The organism is Delftia sp. ZNC0008, assembly GCF_000799035.1.
In the GTDB taxonomy this organism is placed as follows: Bacteria; Pseudomonadota; Gammaproteobacteria; order Burkholderiales; family Burkholderiaceae_C; genus Comamonas; species Comamonas tsuruhatensis.
Genome location: NZ_JTKZ01000473.1, coordinates 1 through 18,217 on the forward strand (window position 1 = coordinate 1; position 18,217 = coordinate 18,217).

14 protein-coding genes are annotated in these 18,217 nt (G+C 68.1%); 11 read left to right on the forward strand and 3 right to left on the reverse strand.

Annotation, left to right across the window (positions count from 1 at the left end; genetic code table 11):
* From fes to L995_RS16090, 5 genes are all read left to right on the forward strand, one after another.
* Positions 1-1,589, forward strand: a 1,589-nt coding sequence (gene fes / locus L995_RS16070) for an enterochelin esterase (RefSeq protein ID WP_047472612.1), incomplete at its 5' end; no start/stop codon positions are given.
* A 53-nt stretch (positions 1,590-1,642) separates the two neighbouring features.
* A complete protein-coding gene (locus L995_RS16075; protein WP_349303797.1) occupies positions 1,643-2,614 on the forward strand; it encodes a siderophore ABC transporter substrate-binding protein in 972 nt (323 codons plus the stop codon).
* A 46-nt stretch (positions 2,615-2,660) separates the two neighbouring features.
* A complete protein-coding gene (locus L995_RS16080) occupies positions 2,661-3,644 on the forward strand; it encodes an ABC transporter permease (protein WP_047472617.1) in 984 nt (327 codons plus the stop codon).
* The gene (locus L995_RS16085) at positions 3,641-4,639 is read left to right on the forward strand and encodes an iron chelate uptake ABC transporter family permease subunit (RefSeq protein WP_047217905.1); all 999 of its coding nucleotides are present in this window, start codon (positions 3,641-3,643) and stop codon (positions 4,637-4,639) included. Before L995_RS16080 ends, L995_RS16085 begins: the two co-directional genes overlap by 4 nt.
* Positions 4,636-5,394 carry an iron ABC transporter ATP-binding protein gene (locus tag L995_RS16090; protein WP_034363473.1) on the forward strand — a complete coding sequence of 253 codons (759 nt, stop codon included), beginning with the start codon at positions 4,636-4,638 and terminating at the stop codon, positions 5,392-5,394. The genes L995_RS16085 and L995_RS16090 overlap by 4 nt, the downstream gene beginning before the upstream one ends.
* Before the next feature lie 81 nt (positions 5,395-5,475).
* On the opposite strand, the gene queA is transcribed toward L995_RS16090, so the two are convergent.
* Both queA and L995_RS16100 read right to left on the reverse strand, forming a co-directional pair.
* Positions 5,476-6,576 (reverse strand): tRNA preQ1(34) S-adenosylmethionine ribosyltransferase-isomerase QueA, encoded by a 1,101-nt coding sequence (gene queA / locus L995_RS16095; RefSeq protein ID WP_016449150.1) that lies wholly within the window; start codon positions 6,574-6,576, stop codon positions 5,476-5,478.
* Between the two features lie 97 nt (positions 6,577-6,673).
* Positions 6,674-7,927 carry an HD-GYP domain-containing protein gene (locus L995_RS16100; RefSeq protein WP_047472613.1) on the reverse strand — a complete coding sequence of 418 codons (1,254 nt, stop codon included), beginning with the start codon at positions 7,925-7,927 and terminating at the stop codon, positions 6,674-6,676.
* 184 nt (positions 7,928-8,111) lie between these two features.
* Here L995_RS16100 and recG point away from each other — a divergent pair, with 184 nt between their 5' ends.
* The 6 genes from recG (at position 8,112) to ubiA (ending at position 15,238) form a co-directional block, all read left to right on the forward strand.
* Positions 8,112-10,376: an ATP-dependent DNA helicase RecG gene (recG, locus tag L995_RS16105; protein WP_047472614.1), complete on the forward strand. Its 2,265-nt coding sequence runs from the start codon at positions 8,112-8,114 to the stop codon at positions 10,374-10,376.
* A gap of 344 nt (positions 10,377-10,720) precedes the next feature.
* Positions 10,721-11,494 carry an MHYT domain-containing protein gene (locus L995_RS16110; RefSeq protein ID WP_047472615.1) on the forward strand — a complete coding sequence of 258 codons (774 nt, stop codon included), beginning with the start codon at positions 10,721-10,723 and terminating at the stop codon, positions 11,492-11,494.
* A gap of 226 nt (positions 11,495-11,720) precedes the next feature.
* Positions 11,721-12,686 (forward strand): LysR substrate-binding domain-containing protein, encoded by a 966-nt coding sequence (locus L995_RS16115; protein ID WP_016449154.1) that lies wholly within the window; start codon positions 11,721-11,723, stop codon positions 12,684-12,686.
* A 120-nt stretch (positions 12,687-12,806) separates the two neighbouring features.
* Positions 12,807-13,394 carry a Dps family protein gene (locus L995_RS16120; RefSeq protein ID WP_016449155.1) on the forward strand — a complete coding sequence of 196 codons (588 nt, stop codon included), beginning with the start codon at positions 12,807-12,809 and terminating at the stop codon, positions 13,392-13,394.
* Positions 13,395-13,444: 50 nt separating this feature from the next.
* Positions 13,445-14,242 carry a phosphatase PAP2 family protein gene (locus tag L995_RS16125; protein WP_047472616.1) on the forward strand — a complete coding sequence of 266 codons (798 nt, stop codon included), beginning with the start codon at positions 13,445-13,447 and terminating at the stop codon, positions 14,240-14,242.
* A 126-nt stretch (positions 14,243-14,368) separates the two neighbouring features.
* On the forward strand, positions 14,369-15,238 hold the full coding sequence (gene ubiA / locus L995_RS16130) for a 4-hydroxybenzoate octaprenyltransferase (protein WP_016449157.1): 870 nt from the start codon (positions 14,369-14,371) through the stop codon (positions 15,236-15,238).
* Here the strand turns inward: ubiA and L995_RS31420 are convergent.
* The gene (locus tag L995_RS31420; protein WP_052195817.1) at positions 15,171-18,029 is read right to left on the reverse strand and encodes a DUF7948 domain-containing protein; all 2,859 of its coding nucleotides are present in this window, start codon (positions 18,027-18,029) and stop codon (positions 15,171-15,173) included. The two genes, ubiA and L995_RS31420, sit on opposite strands and share 68 nt — an antisense overlap.
* Positions 18,030-18,217 lie beyond the last annotated feature (188 nt).

The window sequence follows — 18,217 nt, forward strand, 5'->3', positions numbered from 1 at the left end:
CCGCGTCCTGGCGCGTCGATCTGCCCGCCGGCCATGTGGTCCAGGGTGAATTCGAGGGGCAGGGCGTGGTCCTCGACCTGGAGGATGCCGAGGGCCGGCACCTGCGTCGCCTGGCCAGGCCTGATGGCGGCGCCCAGTCGCTGATGTGGGTCACGGAGGGAGCCGGACGGCAGCGGCTGGTGGCCAGGCGCGTGGCCCTGGCTGACCCCGGTTCCGGCGGTGAGGCGCAAGAAGCGGGGCGCTTCGCGCTGCGGCTGACCTCCAGCCTGGCGCCTGCCGGCAACAAGGCCTCGGCCACCTCCGAGCCTCCGGCACTGCAAAGCCCGCGGCTGCGGGCTCTGGCGCAGGCAATCCAGCGCGGCGCGGGTGCTGGTGTGGCTGCCGACGCCTTCTGGCGGCGCGTGCAGGAGGAAGGAACACCCATGGTCGAGCCTCTGTCCGAGGGGCACTCCCTGGTCACCTTCCTGTGGCGCGGCCAGCCGCGTGCGGGCATGCAGGGCGTGCGCCTGTTCGGCAGCCCGGCCGGCAACCATGATCCGCTGCAGCATCTGCCCGGCAGCGATGTCTGGTGGGCCAGCTTCCGCATGGCGGACAACGCCAGGCTCAGCTACCGGCTGGCGCCCGATGTGCCGCTGATCGAAGGCTCGGCCATGGAGCAGCGCCGCGCCCTGCTGGCCACGGCGCAGCGCGATCCGCTCAATCCCAAGACCTTCCCGCAGCCGCCCGAGGGCGGCTTCATCGATGTCTTCCAGGGCGCCTCCGTGCTGGAGCTGCCCAAGGCCCCACCCCAGCCCTGGACGGCGCCGCGCGCGGGCGTGGCGCAAGGACAACTGGTGCAGCATCGCCTGCGAAGCCGCGTGCTGGGCAACAGCCGCGATGTCTGGACCTACCGCCCGGCGGGCGGCCAGGCGCCCGAGGCGCTGCTGGTGCTGTTCGACGGCAATGCCTATGCAAAGCAGGTGTCCACGCCCACCCTCATCGACAACCTCATGGCCGACGGCCTGATCCCGCCCACGGCCGTGGTGCTGGTGGACAACGCCAGCCCGCAGGCACGCGGCAGGGAATTGCCGCCCAACACCGCCTTCGCGCGCTTTCTGGATGAGGAGCTGATGCCCTGGGTGGAGGAGCAGGGCCTGGGCCAGCCTGCGGCGCGCACGGTGATCGGCGGCTCCAGCTTCGGCGGCCTGGCCTCTGCCTATGCGGGCCTGGTCAATGCGCGCTGGTTCGGCAACGTGCTGAGCATGTCGGGATCGTTCTGGTGGTCGCCGGCCGGCGAGGTGCCGGGCTGGGTGCAGCGCCGCTATGCCCAGGAGCCGCGCCAGCCCGTGCGTTTCTATCTGGATGCAGGCCGCTACGAGCGTGCACGCGGCGGGCAGGACGGCATCCTGGAAACCAACCGCCACCTGGCCGACGTGCTGCGCGCCAAGGGCTACGAGGTCACGCAGGCCGAGCATGAAACCAGCCATGACTACCTGCAATGGCAGGGATCGCTGGCCTGCGGCCTGGTGGCCCTGCTCAACCCCGGGCGCTTTGCCCAGGGCCTGCCGGCCTGCGAGCGCATGCCGGACAGCACGCCCGCACTTCCCTGAGGCCGCCAAGGCCAATGTTTGAACTTCCTGGCGATACAGCAATCATTGAAAGAATGAACACCTTGAATGCAAATCATTCCCGGCGCCACATCCTGGCGACGATGGGCCAGGGCGCGGGCATGCTGGTCACGCTGCCTCTGGCACTGTCCATGGCCCATGCGCAGACGGCAGCGGTCGGCAAGACCGTGACCGTGCCGCACGCCAAGGGCGAGGTCCAGGTGCCCTTCAAGCCCGTGCGCGTGCTGGTGTTCGAGCTGGCGGCGCTGGACACGCTGCAGGCGCTGGGCGGCGAGGTGCGTGGCGTGCCCGAGTTCAAGATGCCGCCGCTGCTGGCCCGCTATGCCGATGCGAAATACGCACGCATCGGCAGCCTGTTCGAGCCCGACTACGAGGCCGTCAAGGCGCTGTCGCCCGACCTCATCATCGTGGGCGGCCGCTCCGAGGCCAAGTACAAGGAGCTGTCGCGCTTCGCCCCCGTGCTGGACCTGAGCGTCAGCGACCAGCACCAGATGGCCGATATCTACCGCAACATCCGCACGCTGGGCGCCGTCTACGGCCTGCAGGACAAGGCCGAGGCCGAGGTCCGGGCCGTGGAGCAGGCCATCGCCGCGCTGCATGGCAAGGCGCAGAACGCGGGCAAGGGGCTGGTGCTGCTGACCTCGGGCGGCAAGCTCAGCGCCTACGGTCCGGGCTCGCGCTTCGGCATGCTGCACGATGTGTTCGGCGTGAAGCCGGCCATCGACAACCTGACGGTGGCGCGCCATGGGCAGGTGGTCTCCTTCGAGTTCCTGCTCAAGACCAATCCCGACTGGCTGTTCGTCATCGACCGCGACGTGGCCATCGGCCAGGATGGCAAGACCGCCCAGCAACTGCTGGACAACCCGCTGGTGCGCGCCACCAAGGCCTGGCGCGGCAAGCAGGTGGTCTATCTGAACGCAGCCAACTGGTACACCCTGTCCAACGCCGGGCCGGGCGCGCTGAAGGCCAATATCCAGCAACTGTCGGATGCCTTTGCCCGCACATGACGCCAAAGCGTTGAGCCCGCCTGTCGCCACCGCGCACGCCGTGCCCATGTCACGCCCCTCTCGCCAGGCCCTTGCCTGGCTTTTCGCGCTGGGCCTGCTGCTGGCGCTGTCGCTGGCCAGCCTGATGGTGGGCGCGGGCGACATGCACTGGAGCGTGCTGTGGTCGCGCAGCGAGGACGACCTGGCCAGCCAGGTGCTGGTCTACAGCCGCGTGCCGCGCACCCTGGCCCTGTTGCTGGCCGGCGCGTCCATGGCGGTCTGCGGACTGCTCATGCAGATGCTGGCACGCAACCACTTCGTGGAGCCTTCCACCGTGGGCACGGTGGAGTCGGCCAGCCTGGGCATGCTGGCTGCGTTCCTCTGGGTGCCGCACTGGCCGGTGATGGCCAAGATGGGAATTTCGGCCGTGGCGGCACTGCTGGGCACGGCGCTGTTCCTGGCCGTGCTCTCGCGCATCCGGCTGCGCTCGTCGTGGATGGTGCCCCTGGTCGGCCTGGTGCTGGCCGGCGTGCTGGAGGCAGCCGCCAGCTTTCTGGCGCTGCAGTTCGACATGATGCAGGCGCTCAAGTCCTGGTCCAACGGCGATTTCTCGCTGGTGGTTCAGGGCCGCTACGAGTTGCTGTGGTTGTCGCTGGGTGTCACCGCCCTGGCCTGCCTGGCGGCCGACCGCTTCACCGTCGCCGGCCTGGGCGAGAGCTTTGCCACCAATCTGGGCCTGAACTACCGGCGCCTGGTCTGGCAGGGGCTGGTGGTGGTGGCCGTGGCCACTTCCGCCGTGGTGGTCACGGCCGGCAGCCTTCCCTTTGTGGGACTGATCGTGCCCAACGTGGTGCGCCTGGTCCTGGGTGACAACGTCCGCCGCAGCGTGCTGTGGGTGGCGCTGATCGGCGCGGGCCTGACCCTGCTGTGCGATCTGGTCGGGCGCATGCTGATCGCGCCCTATGAAATCCCCGTGGGCACCGTGCTGGGCGTGCTGGGCAGTGCCCTGTTCCTGGCGCTCATCCTGCGCCGCCGCAAGGGCCGTGCATGAGCAGCCTGCCCCAATCCGTTGCTTGCGCCGATCCGGCTGCGCGCAGTTGGGGCCGGGGCCGACGCCTGGCGCTGCTGGGAGGGCTGGCGCTGCTGTGCCTGCTGGCCTTCATGACCGTGGGCGTCAGGACCGACTGGGCCTTCGTGCTGGAGCACCGGGGCGCCAAGGTACTGACCATGGCCCTGGTGGCCTGCGCCATCGGCCTGTCCACCGTGGTGTTCCAGACCGTGTCGCACAACACCATCCTCACGCCTTCGGTGATGGGGCTGGATGCGCTGTACCTGTTCGTGCAGGCGTCCATGGTGCTGATGCTGGGCGCGGCAGGCGTGTCCGCCATGGGCGAGGTCGGGCGCTATGCGCTCAACATCGTGCTGATGGTGGGCTTCAGCGTGCTGCTGATGCGCTGGCTGTTCGTAGGCCATGCCAGCAGCCTGCACCTGATGCTGCTGGTGGGCATGGTGGGCGGCATCTTCTTTCGCAGCCTGGCCGGGCTGGCCATGCGCGTGCTCGATCCCAATGAGTTCACGGCGCTGCAGGACCGCATGTTCGCCAATTTCAACGCGGTGAACCTGCAGCTGCTGGTGCCGTCGCTGCTGCTGATCGCGCTGGGCAGCGCCTGGATCTGGCGCCAGCGCCACGTGCTGGACGTGATCTCGCTGGGGCGCGATGCCGCCATCGGCCTGGGCCTGGACTACGATGGCCGCGTGCTGCGGCTGCTGGCCGTGGTGGCCTGCATGGTGGCCGTGTCCACGGCCCTGGTCGGGCCTGTCATCTTCTTCGGTCTGCTGGTCAGCAACATGGCGTATCACGCCATGGGCACGCGCCGCCATGCCTGGGTGCTGCCTGCGGCCGTGCTCTGGGGCTGCGTGCTGCTCATGGGCGGCCAGGTGCTGCTGGAGCAGCTTTTTCAATTCAATACCGTGCTGAGCATCGTGGTGGAGTTCCTGGGTGGAATCGTCTTCATCGTGCTGCTCATGCGCAAGGGGACCCAATGATCGAGGTGCGTGATCTGCTCAAGCGCCATGGCGGCACGACCGTGCTGCAGGAGCTCAACTTCAACGTGCCCGAGCGGGCGCTGACGGCCATCATCGGCCCCAACGGGGCCGGCAAATCCACGCTGCTGTCCCTGGTCAGCCGCCTCATGCCGATCACGGAAGGCCAGGTGCTGGTGGCTGGCCGCGACGTGGCCACCACGCCCACCGAGGCGCTGGCGCGCATCATGGCCATCCTGCGCCAGGACAACCAGAGCACGCTGCGCCTGACGGTGCGCGACCTGGTGGGCTTCGGCCGCTTTCCGCACAGCAAGGGCCGGCTGGGCCCCGAGGATGTGCGCCATGTGGACGAGGCGCTGGAGTACCTGCAGCTCACGCCGCTGGCCGAGCGCTTTCTCGACGAGTTGTCAGGCGGCCAGCGCCAGCGCGCCTACATCGCCATGGTGCTGTGCCAGGACACGCCTTTCATCCTGCTGGACGAGCCGCTGAACAACCTGGACATGGCCCATGCCGTCAGCATGATGGGCCTGCTGCGCCGCGCCGTCACCGAACGCGGCAAGACCGTGGTCATGGTGCTGCACGACATCAACTTCGCCTCCTGCTACGCCGACCACATCATCGCGCTCAAGGACGGCCGCCTGGCCGTGGCGGGCACGCCGGCCGAGGTCGTGCAGGACGAGGTCCTCAGCACCCTCTACGGCATCCCCGTCAGCGTGCACGAGGTCAAGGGCCGCAGGCTCTGCCATTACTTTGGCTGAACATGCGGTGTTTCGGGCTTGGCGCTTGAACCTGGCGCGGCCTGAGGCGAGGGACACCAAGCAAGGGCCTAAGCCGGCCGCTCAGGGGGTGCTTTTCTTCTTCAACAGCATGGAGTCGCCATAGCTGAAGAAGCGGTACTCCTGCGCGATCGCATGGCGGTACAGCGCCATCACCTGCTCGTAGCCGGCGAAGGCGCTGACCAGCATCATCAGCGTGCTCTTGGGCAGGTGGAAGTTGGTGATCAGCAGATCGACCACCTGGTACTCGAAGCCCGGTGTGATGAAGATGCGCGTATCGCCTGAGAAGTTGCCCGTCTGGGCCCAGGACTCCAGCGTGCGCACCGTGGTCGTGCCCACGGCGATGATGCGGCCGCCGCGCTGGCGGCAGCGTTCCAGCGCGGCCAGGGTGGCCAGCGGGATTTCGTACCACTCGCTGTGCATCTGGTGGTCGGCCAGGTTCTCGGTCTTCACGGGCTGGAAGGTGCCGGCGCCCACGTGCAGCGTGACGCTGGCGCGTTCGATGCCGCGCTCGGCCAGGCGGGCCAGCACGGCGTCGTCGAAGTGCAGGGCGGCCGTGGGTGCGGCCACGGCGCCGGGGCGGGCCGCGAAGACGGTCTGGTAGCGCTCGCTGTCTTCGGCGGCATCGGGGTCGTTGCCGGTTTCCTGGTGGCGCTCGATGTAGGGCGGCAGCGGCAGATGGCCGAAGCGCTCCATCAGCTCATGGGGCGTCTCGCCGCGCGGGCCTTCAAAGCTCAGGTGGAACAGCGGGCCGTTCTCGTCGGGCCAGCGGCCACGCAGCACGGCGTCGAAGCCGCCACCGTTCTTGCCGCCGCACAGGTGGATGCGCGAGCCGGGCAGGGGCTTCTTGCTGACGCGCATGTGGGCCACGACGTCGTTGCCTTCGAGCACGCGCTCGACCAGCAGCTCCAGCCGGCCGCCGCTGGCCTTCTCACCGAAGATGCGCGCCTTGATCACGCGCGTGTCGTTGAACACCAGCAGGTCGCCGGGCTGCAGCAGATCGGGCAGCTCGTGGAAGATGCGGTCGGCGGGCGGGTTGGCATCGTCGCGGCCGTCGAGCAGGCGCGAGGCACTGCGCTGGGCGGCAGGATGCTGGGCAATCAGCTTCTCGGGAAGCTCGAAGTCGAAATCGCTGAGCGAGAACACACGGGACAGGGAGGACATGCAGTGCTTGAGGGCCGGACATGGCCCGTTCCAAGTTCGTTGAACGGAAGCTGGCAATTGTCGCAAACCCTGGGGTCATCCCCGGAATTGCCGGTGATCACCTGGCCATGGCGGCCTGGGGCTGGCGCTCGAACTCCAGCCACAGCGATTCCAGATCGGGGAAGTCCCAGTCCGCAGGGTCTTCGCGCGCGATGATGCGGTCGTTGCCCTGGCTTTCGGACAGGTCCTCGATCTCCGGCGTGATGCGGCAGGACTGGCGCAGCGAATAGAAGACCTTGACGCGCGGCGCCAGCAGGCTGGCCGGCGAGGCATCGACCACCACCGCCAGACGCTGCGAATGCAGGCGCACCAGCGAGCCCAGCGGGTAGATGCCCACGGTCTGCACGAACTGCTCGAACAGCCGCTTGTCGAAATGGCGCGGACTCCACTCGGCCATGCGACGCAGCGCCTCCGAAGGCGGCCAGCCCTTCTTGTAGGGCCGGTCCGAGGTGATGGCATCGTAGACGTCGCAGATCGCCGTCATGCGCGCCAGCAGGCCGATGTCGCCATGCTGCAGCCCGTCGGGGTAGCCGCTGCCGTCCACCTTTTCATGGTGGTGCAGGCAGGCATCGATGACCTCGTCGTCCAGGCCCAGCGGGCGCAGCAGCTGCTCGCCGTGGCGTGGATGGGCGCGCATCAGCGCCCATTCGGCGTCGTCCAGCGGGCCGGGCTTGTTGAGCACGGTCACCGGAATGGCGGTCTTGCCCAGATCGTGCATGAGGCCGGCCATGCCGGCCTTGCGCAGGCTGTGGTCGTCCAGGCCCATGCGCTTGGCCAGGGCCACCATCAGCGCGCACACGGCCAGACTGTGCATGTAGGTGTAGTCGTCGGCGGTCTTCAGGCGGGCCAGGCCGATCAGCGCATGGGGATTGCGTGCCACGGAGGCCGTCACATCGTCCACCAGCTGTCCGGCGGCAGAGGCGTCCACGGGCCGGCCCAGCCGCGCATCGCTGAACAGGCGGCTCAGCAATTGCCTGGCCTGGGCGCAGGTCTGGGCCGCGCGGCGCAGCTCGGTGGCGGTGGAGATGGGGGCCGTGCTCTGCTCGGACGCAGGGCGGGCGTTGTCGGGGATCTGGTGGCGAAGCTCGTCCTGCGGGTCGAAGCGCAGGCAGGGCACCTGCACGCCCACGTCCAGGCCTTTGCGCACATCGATCCAGACCTCCTGGATGGAGGTGGCGCGCAGACGCTGGAGATCGGCCTCGGAGCGAAGCAGGAAACGGGTTCGCCAAAAGGGATGCTCCATCCAGGAGCCGCAGAACTCGTGCAGGAACATGCCCAGAGTGACATGCTGGACATTGATACGCTTCAACATGGCATTCGGTGGCGGGGTAACACTACGTAACGTCAGCCTGCATGGTAGCGGCTTCCCCAGAGACCCGGGGCGTCAAGGGTGCTTTGGGCAGGGCCGGCCGGCATGAACGTGGCGTGTTGCCTACACCTGTATATTCATACACTATGCTGCCAGACAACGCGCATGTTCTGAAACAGGAAAGCCCATGCCCCTGAACGTCTCCTCTGCCTTTCCCGACCTGGGGCGCGACGCCCCTGGTGGCAAGGCCGCGCGCGCCGGCAAGGCAAAGGCTGGCGCAGGCAAGGGCGGCGCCAGGAAGGCCGGCAAGGCCTCGGCCACTTCGGGCGACAAGGCCGCCTCGCCTGCACAGCCCGCCGCCAGGCCTGCCGCCAGTCCCGCGCAGAAGGCGCTGCAGAAAATGGGACTGGTGCGCGACATCGACCTGGCGCTGCACCTGCCGCTGCGCTATGAGGACGAGACCCGCATCACCGCGCTGCGCAATGCGCGCGAAGGCGATACGGTGCAGATCGAGGCCACGGTCACCCACAGCGAAGTGCAACTGCGCCCTCGCCGCATGCTCAAGGTCACGGTGGACGACGGCACGGCCGAATGCGTGCTGACCTTCTTCAGCTTCTACCCTTCGCACCAGAAAACCCTGTCCGTGGGCGCGCGGCTGCGCATACGCGGCGAGGTCAAGGGCGGCTTCTGGGGGCGGCAGATGCTGCACCCCGCGTTCCGCGCGGCCGGAGGGGATCTGCCCACGGCGCTCACGCCCGTCTATCCGGTGGCGGCAGGACTGCCCCAGGCCTATATCCGCCGCGCAGCGGCCACGGCCATGCTGCGGGCCGACCTCTCCGATACGCTGCCCGCAGGAGAGCACCCGCCCGTGGCCCATTTCCACGGCAACGGCGGGCTGCCGCCGCTGTTCAGCCTGCGTGACGCGCTGCAGTTCCTGCACCATCCCACGCCCGATGTGGCCCTGGCCACGCTGGAAGACCATTCGCATCCGGCCTGGCAGCGCCTGAAGGCCGAGGAACTGCTGGCCCAGCAACTGTCGCAATACGAGGCCAAGCGCGAGCGCGCGCGGCTCAGGGCGCCCGTGCTGCGCGCATTGCCCATGGACAGCGCCCAGGGACTGGCGCGCCAGTTTCTCGACCAGTTGCCCTTTGGCCTGACCGGTGCCCAGCAGCGCGTGGTGGGCGAGATCCTCGCCGACATGCAGCGCCGCATGCCCATGCACCGGCTGCTGCAGGGCGATGTGGGATCGGGCAAGACGGTGGTGGCGGCGCTGTCGGCCGTGGCCTGCATCGAGGCCGGCTGGCAGTGCGCGCTGATGGCGCCCACCGAAATCCTGGCCGAGCAGCATTTCGGCAAGCTGGTCAGCTGGCTGGAGCCGCTGCTGGCCCCGCTGGGCAAGCGCGTGGCCTGGCTGGCCGGCGCGCAGAAGAAGAAGGAGCGCACCGCCATGCTGGAGCTGGTCCGCAGCGGCGAGGCGGCCCTGGTGGTGGGCACGCATGCCGTCATCCAGGACCAGGTGGAGTTCAAGAACCTGGCGCTGGCCGTCATCGACGAGCAGCACCGCTTCGGCGTGGCCCAGCGGCTGGCGCTGCGCCAGAAACTCGCAGCCTCGGGCATGGAGCCCCATCTGCTGATGATGAGCGCCACCCCGATCCCGCGCACCCTGGCCATGAGCTACTACGCCGACCTGGATGTCTCCACCATCGACGAGCTGCCGCCTGGGCGTACGCCCATCGTCACCAAGCTCATTGCCGACAGCCGCAAGGATGAAGTCATCGAACGCATCGGCGCCCAGGTCGCCCAGGGGCGCCAGGTCTACTGGGTGTGTCCGCTGATCGAGGAAAGCGAGGCGCTGGACCTGTCCAACGCCACGGCCACCCACGCCTACCTCAGCGAGATGCTGCCCGATGTCATGGTCGGCCTGCTGCATTCGCGCATGCCCACGGCCGAGAAGAAGGCGGTGATGGAGCTGTTCTCGGCCGGCGTCATGGGCGTGCTGGTCTCCACCACCGTGATCGAAGTTGGCGTCGATGTGCCCAATGCCTCGCTCATGGTGATCGAGCATGCGGAGCGCTTTGGCCTGTCGCAGCTGCACCAGCTGCGCGGGCGCGTGGGACGGGGCGCTGCAGCTTCGGCCTGCGTGCTGCTGTATTCGGTGGGAGACAGCGGCCGCCTGGGCGAGACGGCCAAGGACCGGCTGCGTGCCATGGCCGAAACCAACGACGGCTTCGAGATCGCGCGGCGCGACCTGGAGATTCGCGGTCCGGGCGAATTCCTGGGTGCGCGCCAATCAGGCGCTCCCATGCTGCGCTTTGCCGATCTGGAGCAGGACCTGATGCTGCTCGACTGGGCCCGCGAGCTGGCGCCTCGCATGCTGGAGCAGCACCCGCAACTGGCCCAGAGGCATGTGGACCGCTGGTTGGGCGGCAAGGCCGAATTCCTCAAGGCCTGATGGGCCGGCCCCTGCTTGTGGGATGTTCCTGTTACGTATTTTTACGCGCACGGGCGCTGCCTGGTGGCGGCCTGCTCCGCAGGCCTGCAGCCCGCGCCAGGCAAGGTTTGCGTGTGCGTTGTAGCTGTCGGTAGGGAGCGCTTCATGCGGTCCTGGCGGTGACAGCTGCGCGCGGCGACGGCATTGAGTATTTGTGACATTTTGGTACATTGAGTCGCAAAAAACAGGGTAGGTCCATCCGGGAGGGGATGGCCTGCCACTCCTCCCCCACGCTTCCCCACGGGGAGGACGGCCGTGATCACTCTTGTGTTGTCCCATCTTTCTGAGAATGAGGAGCCGTCCACATGAATGAAGCCGTTCAAGCGAATGAACTCGTCGAGACCTCCTGGCGCATGGGCCTGGTTTCCCTGTCCTATGGCATTGCCGTGCTGGGCTCCTTCGTGGCCCTCACGGCGGCACAGCGCATCCGCGGGCGCACGGGAATCAGCTGGCTGAATCTGCTGGCGGCCGGCACGGCGCTGGGCGGCATAGGCGTGTGGTCCATGCATTTCACGGGCATGCTGGCGCTGAACCTGGGCATGGGCTCGGGCTACTCCATGGTCGAAACCCTGGTGTCCCTGGTGGCTGCCGTCGCTGCGACCTCGGTGGCGCTGGCCTTTGTCGCGCGGCGGCCCGAAAGCGGGTTGCGCGTGCTGGGCGCCGGCACCCTGCTGGGCCTGGGCGTGGCCTTCATGCATTACCTGGGCATGTACGGCATGCGCTTTCCGGGCTTCATCGTCTGGTCCGTTCCCACCGTGGTGCTGTCCGTGGCCATTGCCGTGGTGGCGGCCAGCGCCGCTCTTTGGCTGTCGTTTCGCACCGGCTCGCTGGGCATGCGGGCGCTGGCGGCTGCCGTGATGGGGGCGGCAGTATGCTCCATGCATTACACGGGCATGGCCGCAGCAGACTTTGTATGCATTTCCGAGACACAGCGGTATGCTCGGCCGCAAGGTTTTGCCGTGATCAGCGCTTTGGACCTTCCCGTCTTTACCGTGATCGTGGCCATAGGCCTGGCAGCATTGATAGGCATGGACCAGCTCATGCAACAGCGCGACCGGATGCGCCGGCCGCTGCACTAGGTGGATAAATGCAAAAAGCCGGCAGGTCGGGGAGCGCGCAGTGGTCATGCGTGGACGAGGACTGGCACAATCGAAATAGGACAAATCCTAGAGTCTGCACAGGAACTTTTGAGGGGAGCACCCCGGCAACCGGGCCGCAAGGCCTGGTTGCACAAAGGTTTCGGCCCAGGCTCCAGGTCTAAGACCATCGTATTTCCCGAGGTTCCCTCCCAGACACAGCTCGCCAATGACACTTACCGAACTCAAATACATCGTGGCCGTGGCACGTGAAAAGCATTTTGGCCGCGCCGCCGAAGCCTGTTATGTGTCCCAGCCCACGTTGTCCGTGGCGATCAAAAAGCTGGAGGAGGAGCTCGATGTCAAGCTCTTCGAGCGCAGCGCCGGCGAAGTGTCGGTCACGTCGCTGGGAGAGGAGATCATCCGGCAGGCGCAAAGCGTGCTGGAGCAGGCCGCCGAGATCAAGGAAATCGCCAAGCGCGGCAAGGACCCGCTGTCGGGCGTGCTCACGCTGGGCGTGATCTACACCATCGGCCCCTACCTGCTGCCCGATCTGGTGCGCAACTCCATTCTGCGCACGCCACAGATGCCGCTGATGCTGCAGGAGAACTACACCATCAAGCTGCTGGAGATGCTGCGCACGGGCGAGATCGACTGCGCCATCGTCGCCGAGCCCTTCCCCGACACCGGCCTGGCGCTGGCGCCGCTGTATGACGAGCCCTTCATGGCTGCCGTGCCCAGCACCCATGCGCTGGCCCAGAAGGACCATGTCTCCACCAGCGATCTCAAGAACGAGACCATGCTGCTGCTGGGCTCGGGCCACTGCTTCCGCGACCATGTGCTCCAGGTCTGCCCCGAGTTCGCACGCTATGCCAGCAACGCCGAAGGCATTCGCCGCACCTTCGAAGGTTCGTCGCTGGAGACCATCAAGCACATGGTGGCCGCCGGCATGGGCGTGACCCTGGTGCCGCGCCTGTCCGTGCCCGCCGATGCGCTGGAGACCACGGCGCGCCGCCGCAAGACCGACGAGCCGCACATCCGCTACCTGCCCATCCTCGAGGACGACGGCTCGGCCCCGCCCACGCGCCGCGTGGTCCTGGCCTGGCGCCGCAGCTTCACGCGCTACGAGGCCATCGCCGCCCTGCGCAACGCGGTCTACGCCTGCGCCTTGCCCGGCGTCAAACGCCTGTCCTGATGACTGCACCGCTGCGCGGGCCGTGCCTCCAGGGCCACCGCGCTTGCGTTATCGTTGCTTTCGGTCTCCGGGCGGTCTGCCCGGGGCATATTCCATCCGTACGAAGTTGAAAGGGATCCCATGGCCAAAAATGCCAGCAAAGACAAGTCCGGTGCAAAGAAGCCAGAGGCCGTGCAGGCCGCCAAGACCGTGCAGGCAGCGACGGCCGATGTCGCACCGGTGTCCGTGCGCTCCAGCGCCATCCACATCGGCATCAGCGACAAGGACCGTGCCGCCATCTCCAAGGGCCTGTCGGCCCTGCTGGCCGACACCTACACGCTCTATCTGACAACGCACAACTTCCACTGGAACGTCACGGGCCCGATGTTCAACACACTGCACACCATGTTCATGGGGCAGTACACGGAACTGTGGAACGCCGTTGATCCCATCGCCGAGCGCATCCGCGCCCTGGGCCATTTCGCACCGGGCTCCTATGCCGACTTCGGCAAGCTCACCAGCCTGGCCGACGTGCCCCACGATCCGCCCAAGGCCCTGGAGATGGTGCGCATCCTGGTGGCAGGCCATGAAGCCGTGGCACGCACGGCGCGCAGCCTCTTCCCGCTGGCCGACAAAGCCAGCGACGAGCCCACGGCCGACCTGCTGACCCAGCGCCTGACCGTGCATGAGCAGACCGCCTGGATGCTGCGTGCCCTGCTTGAAGAGTGATGCTGCACATGTCCCAAGCACCTGCCACGGCCCGGGAGTGATGACCGCGCATGCTCCGGACCTGGATTGACGCACACGCCGCCACGAGCGGCCTGTGCCTGGTACTGGCCGCCTTGGGCGGCCTTTTTTTCTACCTGCGCCTGCCCGCCGCCGCGCGGCTGCGCCATGCAGGCCTGCCCATGCCACGCGCCGCATGGCAGGGACTGGTTGCGGCGGGCCTGCTGGCCGCGCTGGCCCTGGGCGTGATGGTGCGCGACATGCTGGGCCTGGGCCAGCCCGCAGGCTGCGCCTCCTGCACCGACTGGCCGGTGCTGGACGATGCCCTGCACCAGTGGCTTGCTGGCCATGCCACCGATGCCTGGGTGCGCCCCGTGGTCGCCTTCACCCAGCTGGGCCATGTGGGCTGGATGGTGTCGCTGTCTGTTGCCGTGCTGGCGCTGCTGCTGTGGCGCCGCGACTGGCTGCATGCGGCCGCCTGGGTGGTGGCCACGGCGGGAGTCGGCCTGTGGATACGCGCCATCAAGACCAGCGTGGGCCGCCCGCGCCCCGTGGGCGGCTGGGTGCCCGAGGGCGGCTTCAGCTTCCCCAGCGGCCACAGCGCCGGCACCTTCGTGCTCTATCTGATGCTGGCCTGGCTGCTGCTGCCGTACCTGCGGCCTGCCTGGCGCTGGTGCGTGGGCCTGGCGGCCCTGGCCGTTGCCCTGGGCGTAGGCGCCAGCCGCGTCGTGCTGCGCGTGCACTATGCCAGCGATGTGCTGGCTGGCTGGCTGCTGGGCCTGGCCTGGATGGCGCTGGTGATCTGTGCCGTGGAGTGGGCGCAAACCCGCGTTGCCGGCAGGCGCTGCTGAGGCGCGCCGCCGAGCCCGCCCGCCCAGCGGCGACAATGCGGGCATTTTCGAATGTGATGCGTGCGATGGTCGGCCCACGGCCGCCATCGGCGCCCAGAAGCCATGCCTACCTCCTCCTCTACGCCCATGCCTGCGCCCCGGCGCAGCAAACTGTCGCTCTACCTGGACCTGGTCCGCTTCAACCGGCCGGCCGGCTGGCTGGTCCTGGTCTGGCCCACGCTGGCCGCACTGTGGGTGGCGGCGGGCGGGTTTCCGGGCTGGCATCTGCTGGTGGTCTTCGTGCTGGGCACGGTGCTGATGCGCAGCGCCGGCTGCTGCATCAACGACATCGCCGACCGCGACTTCGACCGCCACGTCAAGCGCACCACGCAGCGCCCCATCACCTCGGGACTGGTCTCGGTGAAGGAGGCCGCGCTGCTGGGCGCGGCCCTGGCCCTGGTTTCGCTGGGCCTGGTGCTGACCACCCGCTGGGAGGCCGTGGCCTGGTCCGTGCCCGCCGTGCTGTTCACCATCCTCTACCCGTTCACCAAGCGCTTCTTCGCCATGCCCCAGGCGTTTCTGGGCATTGCCTTCAATTTCGGCATCGTCATCGCCTTCGCCGCCGTGCAGGGGCAGGTGCCCGCCACGGCCTGGATTCTGTGGTTGGCCAACATGTTCCTGGTGCTGGCCTATGACACCGAATACGCCATGGTGGACCGTGACGATGACCTCAAGATCGGAATGAAGACCTCGGCCATCACCCTGGGCCGCTTCGACGTGGTGGCCGTCATGGGTTTCTTCGTGCTCTGCGGCCTGCTCACGGTCTGGGCGTTGGCGCCCTTCGGCCTGGCCTGGCCTTTCTGGCTGGGCCTGGCCGTGGCTGCGGCCCAGGTGATCTGGCACTTCACCCTGATCCGCCACCGCACGCGCGAAGGCTGCTTCGTGGCGTTCAGCAAGAGCCACTGGATCGGTGCCAGCCTGTTCGCGGGCGTGGCGCTGGGGTTTGCGCTGCGCTGAGGGCGCCACGCCGCCGCAGTGCGTGCGCTCCGCAGCCTGCCGCCATGGCACCCAGCAGTGCCAGCTGCCAGGCGCCGAGTGCGGGAATGGGCGCCGGAGCGGGCGGTGGCACGGGTGGAGTCACAGGTGGATCCACAGGAGGATCCACAGGAGGATCTACGGGGGGCGGCAAGGTAGGCGGCACCACCGCAGTCAGCGCGATGTCCTGCGCCACCTCGGTGGCCGGCATCCACCGTGCATCGCCGGGCTGGCTGGCGGTCACCGTGCAGATGCCTTCGCCTGCCATCGTGACCCTGTTGCCCGAGACCGTGCAGATGCCTGGCGTCGTGCTGGCATGATCCACCGGCAGGCCGGAGCTGGCCGTGGCGGGCGGGTCGATGGCAAAGGCCGTCCCCGCCTCGAAGGTCCGGCTGGCCTGGGCCGGGAAGTGGATCGCCTGGGTTCTGCGGATGCGGACATCGGCGCTTGCGTCGGCGGGCAGCCAGTGGGCATTGCCCGCCTGGCGGGCCACCAGCGTGCAGATGCCGCCATCGATCATCGTGACCGTGGTGCCCGAGACGGTGCAGACGGCCGGGGTGGGGCTGCTGTAGTCCACCGGCAGGCCGGAGCTGGCCGTGGCGGGAGGGTCTATGGTGAAGGTGGAGCCAGGGCTGCCGAGGACCTGGCTGGCCTGTGGCCCAAAGGTGATGGTCTGGGGGGAGAGGGCGCGCAGGTCCACGGTCAGGAGTGAGACAAAGGCATTGAGGTTCGTGAGCTGTGCTCCGGAGTAGCCGCCGGCCAGAAGCTCGCCAGAAGCAGTGATGTGCAGCGCGGTGACACCATCCAGGCCCCTTGCGCCCAGGTAGGTGCTTTGCTCCCAGGTGCGCAGATCGCCCGACAGGCGTGCCACGTAGCCGGTCTGCAATCCGTCACCGTAGTCAGGCTCGATGGCGCCCGCCATGCCGGGAAAATTGTCGGATGAGGTGTTGCCGGCCACCAGGATCTCGCCCGAAGGAGCGATGGCCAGGGCAGCGATCCAGTCTGGGTTTGCGCCGCCCAGATAGGTGCTCTGCAACAGGGTGCGCAGATCGGCGGACAGCCTTGTGATGTAGCCGGAGTAGTCACCATTGCTTGCAGGCTGCGCACCACCGTTCGTGCCAGGAAAGGCAGAGGACGATGTTTGCCCGGCTGCCACGATCTCTCCCGAGGGGTGGAAGGCCAATGCCGAGAGTGTCTCCCAGCCGTTGCCCCCCAGGTAGGAGCTGCGCACCAGGGTGTGCAGATCATCTGAAAGCAATGCGATGAAGCCGTCGGCATCGCCGCCGATCTCTGGCTGGGCTGCGTGCGCCCTGGCAGGCAGATCGGCGGATCGGGTCTGCCCGCGGGCGAGTATCTCCCCTGAAGGTCCGATGGCGATGCTGGTGATACGGTCCAGTCTCGTACCGCCCAGATAGGTGCTTTGCACCACGGTGCGCAGGTCGGAGGACAGGCGCATGACGAAGCCGTCATTGTCGGCGCTGAGGGCGGGCTGGGCTCCGTTGGCTGTGCGGGGCAGGTCCGTGGCAATTGTGGCCCCGGCCACCACGACCTCCCCCGAGGCAGGAAGGGCCAGGGCGTTGGCGGTCACCCAGCCGTCTCCGGTCAGATAGGTGCTCTGCTCCAGGGTGCGCAGGTCGCCGGAAAGCCGGGCGACGAAGCCCGCAGGAAAGTTGCGGGGCATGGGATGTGCTCCCCCGGCCGTGCCGGGAAAATCGTTGGCCAGTGTCTCGCCGGTCACGACCACGTCACCCGACGCTGTGACGGCCAGTGCGTGAGCCTGGCTACCCCGCGACCCGCTCAGGTACGTGCTCTGTATCAGCTGGCTCAGATCACTGGACAGCCGGGCGACGAAGCCGTGCAATGCAGGCATGCCCTCTGGGGGCGCCGGCTGCGCCCCACCCGCAGTGCCGGGGAAGCGGGTGGACAGGGTCGTGCCAGCCAGCAGCACGTCGCCTGAAGGGGCGGCTGTGGCTATGGCCTCTATCCAGGAGGTCTCGAGGCTACCCAGATAGATGCTCTGCAGCAGCGGATCGATCACCAGCGGCAGCGCCCGGTCATACGCTCCCAGTGCGAACCCGTAGCCATCGCCCTGGCTGTTGAGCGCATATCGCACGGGCACCTCCACGCGCCGCCCCGCAACCTCCTGGAACGCCACGGGAGCTGTATAGGCCACGTCGCCATGGCCTGTGGCGGCCACCAGTTCGCCATCTTCGCCCAGGCGCAGGGACAGCGCGCCGTCCACGCGGACCTGGATCTGCCCGGGGTCGGCCTGCGGCGCCACGTGGAAGAGCTTTTCCACATTGGTGCCGCGCACGGCCAGTTCCACCTGCACGCCGGGCCAGGCCTGGCCCAGGTGCAGGTTGCGGTAGGTCGCCGGCTGGTAGCTGTGGTGGCCGCTGAAGCGGGTGATCTGGGTGGCGGCGGCCTCGCCGCCGGTGGGCGACAGCGACAGCGCGCCGACCAGGGTTTCCGTGAGACTCCAGCCGGGCCGCAGGATGGGGGCGCTCTTGGGCACATCGCCGGCCGCGTTGCTTCTTGCCCATTCCGCCAGCCGTCCCGTGTCGGGCCCGGGCAGGCCGTACACGATCTGCCCCTGGTGCGTGACATGGACGGCGCCCGCGAAGGTGCGGCCCATGAAGGCCACGGCCGGGTCGAACTGGCCGCTGTTGGCTTCGAAGGGCATGGACAGGCCCTGCAGGGCCTGCTGCGCATGCTGCAACTGCGCCGCACCGGGTCTCTCACCCGGCGCTGCATGGGCGGTGCTGGCGGCCATGCATGCGGCTGCTGCCATGGCGAGCCAGAGGAGGGCTGGGCTGCGCCACCGGAGCCAGGGCGCAGGCTGAAGAAAGAGGCTCATGGGGTCTCCCTGAATGCGGCCGCCCCGAGGCAAGCTTGCCTCCGGGTGTGAGCCCCGCAGGCGGAGGCCTGGCGGGGCCGGGTTCCTGGGGCGTGACCACGCGG

Excerpts from the sequence above, each read along its gene's own strand:
- L995_RS16075 (WP_349303797.1), top strand. The coding sequence starts at position 1,643 with ATGAACACCTTGAATGCAAATCATTCCCGGCGCCACATCCTGGCGACG.
- L995_RS16080 (WP_047472617.1), top strand. The coding sequence starts at position 2,661 with ATGTCACGCCCCTCTCGCCAGGCCCTTGCCTGGCTTTTCGCGCTGGGC.
- L995_RS16085 (WP_047217905.1), top strand. The coding sequence starts at position 3,641 with ATGAGCAGCCTGCCCCAATCCGTTGCTTGCGCCGATCCGGCTGCGCGC.
- L995_RS16090 (WP_034363473.1), top strand. The coding sequence starts at position 4,636 with ATGATCGAGGTGCGTGATCTGCTCAAGCGCCATGGCGGCACGACCGTG.
- queA (WP_016449150.1), bottom strand. The coding sequence starts at position 6,576 with ATGTCCTCCCTGTCCCGTGTGTTCTCGCTCAGCGATTTCGACTTCGAG.
- L995_RS16100 (WP_047472613.1), bottom strand. The coding sequence starts at position 7,927 with ATGTTGAAGCGTATCAATGTCCAGCATGTCACTCTGGGCATGTTCCTG.
- recG (WP_047472614.1), top strand. The coding sequence starts at position 8,112 with ATGCCCCTGAACGTCTCCTCTGCCTTTCCCGACCTGGGGCGCGACGCC.
- L995_RS16110 (WP_047472615.1), top strand. The coding sequence starts at position 10,721 with ATGAATGAAGCCGTTCAAGCGAATGAACTCGTCGAGACCTCCTGGCGC.
- L995_RS16115 (WP_016449154.1), top strand. The coding sequence starts at position 11,721 with ATGACACTTACCGAACTCAAATACATCGTGGCCGTGGCACGTGAAAAG.
- L995_RS16120 (WP_016449155.1), top strand. The coding sequence starts at position 12,807 with ATGGCCAAAAATGCCAGCAAAGACAAGTCCGGTGCAAAGAAGCCAGAG.
- L995_RS16125 (WP_047472616.1), top strand. The coding sequence starts at position 13,445 with ATGCTCCGGACCTGGATTGACGCACACGCCGCCACGAGCGGCCTGTGC.
- ubiA (WP_016449157.1), top strand. The coding sequence starts at position 14,369 with ATGCCTGCGCCCCGGCGCAGCAAACTGTCGCTCTACCTGGACCTGGTC.
- L995_RS31420 (WP_052195817.1), bottom strand. The coding sequence starts at position 18,029 with ATGGCCGCCAGCACCGCCCATGCAGCGCCGGGTGAGAGACCCGGTGCG.